This window comes from Natronocalculus amylovorans (assembly GCF_023638035.1).
GTDB lineage: Archaea > Halobacteriota > Halobacteria > Halobacteriales > Haloferacaceae > Natronocalculus > Natronocalculus amylovorans.
Map to the genome: position 1 here is coordinate 798709 of NZ_JAKRVX010000001.1, position 7256 is coordinate 805964.

A 7256-nucleotide genomic window follows, 5' to 3' on the forward strand; every position below is an offset into this window, starting at 1 on the left:
CGTGCCGGTATCTATCATGGACAATAACTCTAATTCGTTTGAGACAATGTCGGTCACATACGGTGAGCGTGACCAATCCCCTGCCCCAGGGGTAGAAGACGTTGTTGTGCCGATTCATCTTTCTTCGACATATTCGATCCCACGTATTGAAAAGGGAATGAGTCTTGAAGATGTTAACGCAGACGATGGTGAGTATCTCTACTCTCGGCTCGCAAACCCAACGCGAAATGCGCTTGAACACCGAATTGCAGCACTTGAGGGCGCATCACATGGGTTTGCAGTCGTCTCCGGAACGGCTGCGATCGCAACCACGATGTCGGCAATTCTTACGCCGGGTGACCACGTTGTCGCTTTTGAGGATCTCTACGGTGGCACAAAATCGATGCTTAAACGCTTCTTTAACGAGCGGCTCAACGTCGGTGTTGATTTCGTCGATGCAACTGATCCTGAAAACGTCGCTGCTGCGATGCGTGACGAGACCGCACTCGTCTGGATGGAGACGCCAACGAACCCACTTATCCATCTCTGTGATATTGCGGCAATTGCTGAGATTGCACACGCCCATGATGCAAAACTCGGCGTTGACAACACGTTCCTCAGCCCATACTTCCAACAACCGCTTGCGCTCGGTGCAGATGTTGTGATCCACAGTACGACAAAATATCTGAACGGGCACTCCGATTCGATTGGTGGGGCGATCGTCACCGACGATGATGCGCTCGCAGAAGAGATTGGATTCCTTCAACAGATCGGCCTTGGCGCAATGCTTTCGCCGTTTGATTCGTATCTCACCTTGCGCGGAATGAAGACGCTTCCACTGCGAATGCGACAGCATGAACAAAACGCGTTGGCGATCGCTCGTTTCTTAGAAGAGCATCCTGCAGTTGATGCCGTCCACTACCCTGGCTTAGAGAGCCACCCACAACACGACCTTGCGTGTGAGCAGATGGATGGCTTTGGTGGCACGCTCTCGCTTGAGTTGGCGACCGATCTTGATGGTGTTGTTGAGTTCCTTGGCGCGCTCCAACACTTCCCGCTTGCGGTCAGTCTCGGTGGTGTTGAGTCGCTTATTGAGCATCCAGCAACGATGACACACTCACCGCTTACCCAAGCGGAGCGCGATGCACTCGGGATCACTGACTCGTTGCTTCGAATCTCGGTTGGGACGGAAGCCGTTGAAGATCTCCGATACGATCTCGACACTGCACTCTCGATGATCTCGACAACCGATACTGCTCACCCGACAACCACGCAGTCGTAATCCATTCGCGGAATTATTTTCCCACCGTATCACTGACCACAATACAATGATCCTTGTCGTGCAAAATGAGATCCGTCCGCGATTTCGATATCTCGGCGCTGAAATCCCACGATTTCTCCCACCGTCTACCGAGTATATCCTCCCCGACAATGACGCTGCGCCGTCGCTTGCTGGCGTTGATGCGCTCGTCATTAGCGGGAGTACTGCTGGTGTGTATGAACGAGCCGATCGGCCATGGATTGATGCGGGAATGGAACTTGTCCGCGAGGCGGTTGACCGAGAGATTCCAACGCTTGGTATCTGTTTTGGTCACCAACTGGTCAATGCAGCTCTTGATGGGGCTGTCGAACACAAGGGTCCAAAACATCGGTTCGTTGAACCGACCTATATGAACGATCCGCTATTTGAGAACGTCTCTGCGGCTGTCCCTGCCGTCCACGGTGATATGGTAACGGAAGCCGGTCAGGGGATGGACGCGATCGCATCCCTTACGAGCGACCAATCGGACAGCAATTACGACTACCCGCTGTTTGCGACCCGACACGAATCTGCCCCTGTGTGGACGGTACAGTTCCATCCAGAACTTACCGACCGTGTCTTCGATCGGATTGTCGCTGATTTTGGATGGACAGAAACAGACGTTTCGATCGAAGACGTTGACACAGCACCGTTATTTTCAAACTTCTGTTCGCTTGCTGACGTTCAACACACTGTGGAACACACCCACGAGAGCGTGTGACACGCTGTAGCGAAGGACCGAGGCGTTTAACACCCAACGCTGCCGAATTTTCTCCGAGAATGCCTCGTGGAGATTATAACCCCGATACTGCCGAGCCAAAATGGCAGTCGACGTGGGTTACCGACCAGACATACGCGTATCCGGATGAATCGGTTGACCCAGACACCGCTTTCTCGATCGACACACCCCCGCCGACGGTATCGGGAAGCCTTCACTGGGGCCACGTCTACGGATCGATACTGCAGGATATTGTTGCACGCTATCATCGAATGAGTGGTAATGAGGTGCTCTTCCCGTTCGGATACGACGATAACGGGATTGCCTCAGAACGGCTCACAGAGCGTGAACTCGATATCCGACACCAAGACTACGAACGACGAGAGTTCCAGAAACGCTGTCGTGAGGTCTGTCGTACGTATGAAGATGAGTTCACAGAGAAGATGCAGGCGATGGGAATCTCGATCGACTGGGAGAACACCTACCGAACGATCTCACCTGAGGTTCAACGAATCTCACAGCTATCATTCATTGATCTGTACGAACAGGGCAGAGAGTACCGTCAGAAAGCACCGGCAATCTGGTGTCCAGAGTGTGAAACTGCGATCTCACAGGTCGAAACTGAAGACGCAGAGCACGACAGCCACTTCCACGACATCGAGTTTGCGTTGACAACAGAAACCGAGAGCGGACGGGATTCGTTCGTTATTTCGACCACACGTCCAGAACTGCTCCCTGCATGTGTCGCCGTCTTTGTTCACCCGGATGATGAGGAGAACGCGGAACTCGTCGGCAAGACAGCAGAGATTCCGATCTTCGGACAGACAGTTTCAATTATCGAAGACGAGCGGGTCGACATGGAAACGGGGTCCGGGATTGTCATGTGCTGTACCTTCGGTGACCAGACTGATATTGAGTGGTATCAAGCACACAACCTTGATCTGCGGATTGCGATCGACGAATCCGGCCACCTGACCGACGTTGCAGGCGAGTATGAGGGGCTTCACTCCGATGCGGCTCGTGGGTCGATCGTCTCCGATCTTGACGACGTTGACGCACTCGTCGATAAACGCGCAATTACGCACACGGTCAATGTGCACGAACGCTGTGGGACAGGCGTTGAGTTCCTTGTCACGAAACAGTGGTACATTGACGTGCTGGATAAGAAAGACGAGTACCTCCAAGCCGGTCGAGAGATGGAGTGGTTCCCCGAGAAGATGTTCACCCGATACAAACACTGGATCGACGGCCTCCAGTGGGACTGGCTCATCTCTCGGCAGCGATCGTCCGGTATCCCGTTCCCGGTGTGGTACTGTGAAGAATGTGATTATGAAGTCATCGCTGAGAAATCTGCTCTTCCAGTCGATCCGCTTTCGGATGAGCCACCGATTGATGCATGTCCAGAGTGCGGCCACACCGAGTTTATTCCTGAATCAGATGTGCTTGACACATGGGCCACCTCTTCTCTGACACCACTCATCAACAGCGGATGGGATTGGGATGATTCAGCCGGCGAGTTCACGATGGACCGCCCGGAGATCTATCCAATGAGCGTTCGGCCACAGGGCCACGATATCATCTCATTTTGGCTGTTCCACACTGTCATCAAATGTTATGAACACACTGGTGAGGTACCATTCGACTCAGTGATGATCAACGGAATGGTTCTCGATGAGAACCGTGAGAAGATGTCTAAATCAAAAGGCAATGTTGTCGACCCGGATGCAGTCCTCGAGAAGTATCCGGTGGATGCAGCACGGTACTGGGCCGCTGGCAGCGCGATCGGTGATGACCTCCCATATCAAGAAAAAGGGCTCCGTGCCGGTGAGAAACTGATCCGCAAACTGTGGAACGCTTCAAAACTCGTCGATTCGATGACACCGGATGAACCGGTTGCCCGACCGGATGAACTCCGCGCTATTGACGCATGGTTACTTGCTGCGCTTGATGAAGAGATTGAGACGATCACCTCCAGATTGGAGACGCGTGAGTTCTCAAAAGCCCGCGATCGACTCCGCAGCTTCTTCTGGGGAACGTTCTGTGATGACTACCTTGAGATGGTTAAGGGACGAGAAGACGACTCTGCGGCATACACGCTGCAAACCGCACATAACCGATTTGTCCGACTGTTCGCCCCAATCCTTGCTCATGTCACAGAGGAACTCTACGCAGATATGTACGCAACGGACGATGAGAGCGTCCATCTGCAGCCGTGGCCACAGCCGCTCGGCATTTCGGCTGATCGAGCTGCTGGTGCAATGGCGATCAACGTCGTTGGCGCGCTTCGGAAGTACAAAAGCGCCAATCAGCTCTCGCTCAACAGCGAGCTACAGACCGTCGAAGTGTACGGCGATGTTGAAGCGTTCGAAGATGACATTACGTCCGTCATGCACATCAACGAACTCGTCATCCATGAGGGCGAGGCACCGATCGAATCCGCAATTACCGGGATTAGCTTAGACTACTCGGTTGTCGGTCCACAGTACGGAAGCCAGGTTCCTGATATTGAGACTGCACTCGGGCAAGACGACTACAAACTTGTTGGTGACGAACTTCATGTTGCAGGGCTCGAACTCGCCGCTGATGCGTTTGAGGTCGAAAAAGAGCGCCAGTACGCTGGTGAGGGTGAGTTTATCGAAGCCGGCGATGCGATCGTGATCGTCAACAACTAACGATACGGTACACCTCCCTATTTTATTCCATCTTATTTCATCTTATTCGAGATCTACACCAACTGCATCCTCAATCGTGTCAAACCCATCACGTTCAAGGAGTTCGAGTAACCCTATATTGATTCTTCGGGCGATCGATGGTCCTTCGAAGACAAGGCCAGTGTAGAGCTGCGTAATGCTTGCCCCTGCTCGGATCTTTTTGTATGCTCCTTCAGCATCGGAGATTCCACCAACACCGACGATTGGAACGTCTGTTCGGTCGGCAATAAATCGGATCAGATCAGTTGCAGCCCCTTCGATCGGTTTGCCTGATAGGCCACCCCGTTCGACACGGTTTGGATTTTGAAGTGTCTCCGGGCGCGCTGTTGTCGTATTCGTTGCAATGACACCATCGAGGTCCAGGTCACCGACAACGGTAAGGGCATCTTCGATCGCTGGGCGTGGAAGATCCGGCGAGAGCTTGACGAGGAGTGGATCTGCGCCTGCATCGACAAGCGTTCCAAGAATAGACTCCAGTGCATCGCGGTTCTGTAGCGATCGCAGCCCCGGTGTATTTGGACTGGACACATTCACTGCAAAATAGTCGCCCGCAGACGCAACGCGTTCGAAGGTATAGCAATAATCATCCGGTGCATCCGCAAGCGCTGTTGATTTTGACTTCCCAATGTTGATGCCGATTGGAACGCTTGGAAGTGTGCTCTCTGTGAGCCGATCGCCGATGATGTCCGCCCCATGATTGTTGAACCCCATCCGATTGATGAGTGCCTCGTCCTCCGGCAGTCGAAACATCCGTGGCCGGCGATTTCCTGGCTGTTTCTCAGCCGTTACGCCACCAACTTCGACGTGTCCAAATCCAAGCGCTGCAAGCATCGACGGAATTTCCGCATTTTTGTCGAACCCCGCCGCGACGCCGACCGGATTTGGGAACGGACAGCCAAAGACAGTTGTTTCAAGTCGATCGTCACTGACTGTGTAGCGATCAGACACTCTCTCTTCGATTGGGCTGTCTTGTGCAACCTCCAGCAGCTGATGCGCAAACCGATGTGCGGTCTCTGGTGGGAGCCGAAACAGAACCGGTTTGAGTAGCTCATAAGTCTCCATTATGTATCCTCTCACAGTGAATGAGTATGAAACCGACGAAGCAATCGCTCTTGAGTTGTAACTTTCACAAATAGTGAGGACGCTCAGAAGTCGTGTTCGACGTCTTCTGGGTCTGCTTTTTGGATGATGATCTTCCCGTCACGTACGCGAACGAACACTTCGTCGCCGATATCCATACCAGCAACTGCGAGTTCGTCCTCGTGTAGGTTTACGTGAACGTTGTGATACTCGCCATTTTCATCCTTCGCGCCACTTGGGCTGAGCTTCTTCTTACGAACCATCGCGGGTGTCTGCTATGACCTTCGACATAGCGCATACATAAGTGTTGTTTACCGAATTTCGGATCTGATACATACGCGCGCAAGCATACTATCCCTTCTAATATAATAAACTTCGTTGCATAAAGAGACAAAATCGACTGGCAGCACTGGGTTCTTTATAAATGGTGGTCCGAATAGCCTTCATTTCCCCGATATATTTATAATACACCATGTATTCGGTTGGCATGGAGAGTGAAACCATGGTACGTGACGATGGTAAGCGCAATTTCGCGCTCAGAGAAGACGATGGATCGGAATCGAGTGTATTCTCCGGGAATACACCTCGACAAGCTGCACTCAAAGCTGCTCGCCGGTTAGAGCCAGCAAATTCAGAAGATGCAGCCGAACGTGTTCCCCTCCACCTGCGTGAGAAGGGGACGGACAAAATACATATCTACGAGGGATGGGCGTGGCATGAAACTGCCCCAGATAACAGCCCTGATTGGATGCCCGAGGAGATCACGGAAGCAAACGTCTCGAAGCAAGGTATCGAACACATCGAAGAATAACGACTAGTATTCGGCCGTCGTCGACAGGGTTTTCTTTGTTCCCCAATGCTATCCGAGTGCGCGGCCCTCACTCGACGGGACCATGTGTACGCGCACGGGATGACCGATCGGTCTCCATCCGCGCAATATTCTATACCCATGAGTTGCTTCGATTGTCAGCAAGACGATTGAATGGCAGCTCGAAGCTGTTGCTTTTATATACTTTTATTAGGCTATATTGCTGGTAAATTTATCTCTCTGCGTTGTTGTGTACTATTTCGTTGTCTCGCATTGTTTGGAGCTGTTATACAACTGAACTGTGCGGCCAATACACACAGTTTCAAGCCATGAAAACGCATGACGTAGTGGATTTAGTTCGTGAGTGTTAAATACAACCCTCTCCTCGGAAATAATGTGAAGAAGCGCGGGACGCACCCCGCGTTCACCATTGCTGATCGAAGTTCGATCGGCTTGGTTTGAATCCGACGCCCTTAAGTATAACAGGGCATTCGGATAATATGCGAAAAACACAACGCGATCGTTCGAACGTTCAACTCGTTCGAAGTTCGTGGATCGAACCGCTTCGATGGGCTTAAGTCCTGTCGAAGGGTACATTCAGATCCGAAGAAATGAGGATTGCCCCCCTGCGGTACGCCGTATCAGAGGCAATCTGATGTG

Annotated in this window: 6 protein-coding genes; 4 read left to right on the forward strand and 2 right to left on the reverse strand. The window is 52.2% G+C overall.

What is annotated here, in order from left to right:
* The first annotated feature begins 16 nt into the window (after positions 1-16).
* From AArcSt2_RS04215 to AArcSt2_RS04225, 3 genes are read left to right on the forward strand one after another with little or no spacing between them, the layout of a single operon-like run.
* Positions 17-1261: a trans-sulfuration enzyme family protein gene (locus tag AArcSt2_RS04215; RefSeq protein WP_250583104.1), complete on the forward strand. Its 1245-nt coding sequence runs from the start codon at positions 17-19 to the stop codon at positions 1259-1261.
* 46 nt (positions 1262-1307) lie between these two features.
* A complete protein-coding gene (locus tag AArcSt2_RS04220) occupies positions 1308-2000 on the forward strand; it encodes a type 1 glutamine amidotransferase (RefSeq protein WP_250583106.1) in 693 nt (230 codons plus the stop codon).
* 59 nt (positions 2001-2059) lie between these two features.
* Positions 2060-4669: a valine--tRNA ligase gene (locus AArcSt2_RS04225; protein ID WP_250583114.1), complete on the forward strand. Its 2610-nt coding sequence runs from the start codon at positions 2060-2062 to the stop codon at positions 4667-4669.
* A gap of 42 nt (positions 4670-4711) precedes the next feature.
* Here the strand turns inward: AArcSt2_RS04225 and AArcSt2_RS04230 are convergent, their stop codons facing one another.
* Together AArcSt2_RS04230 and AArcSt2_RS04235 are read right to left on the reverse strand one after the other, a co-directional pair.
* Positions 4712-5770 (reverse strand): quinone-dependent dihydroorotate dehydrogenase, encoded by a 1059-nt coding sequence (locus AArcSt2_RS04230; RefSeq protein ID WP_174652347.1) that lies wholly within the window; start codon positions 5768-5770, stop codon positions 4712-4714.
* An 83-nt stretch (positions 5771-5853) separates the two neighbouring features.
* Positions 5854-6051, reverse strand: coding sequence for a hypothetical protein (locus AArcSt2_RS04235; protein ID WP_174652346.1), 198 nt, complete (start codon positions 6049-6051; stop codon positions 5854-5856).
* A 239-nt stretch (positions 6052-6290) separates the two neighbouring features.
* On the opposite strand from AArcSt2_RS04235, the gene AArcSt2_RS04240 reads away from it, so the two are divergent.
* Positions 6291-6599 carry a non-histone chromosomal MC1 family protein gene (locus AArcSt2_RS04240; RefSeq protein ID WP_174654494.1) on the forward strand — a complete coding sequence of 103 codons (309 nt, stop codon included), beginning with the start codon at positions 6291-6293 and terminating at the stop codon, positions 6597-6599.
* Positions 6600-7256: the final 657 nt, after the last annotated feature.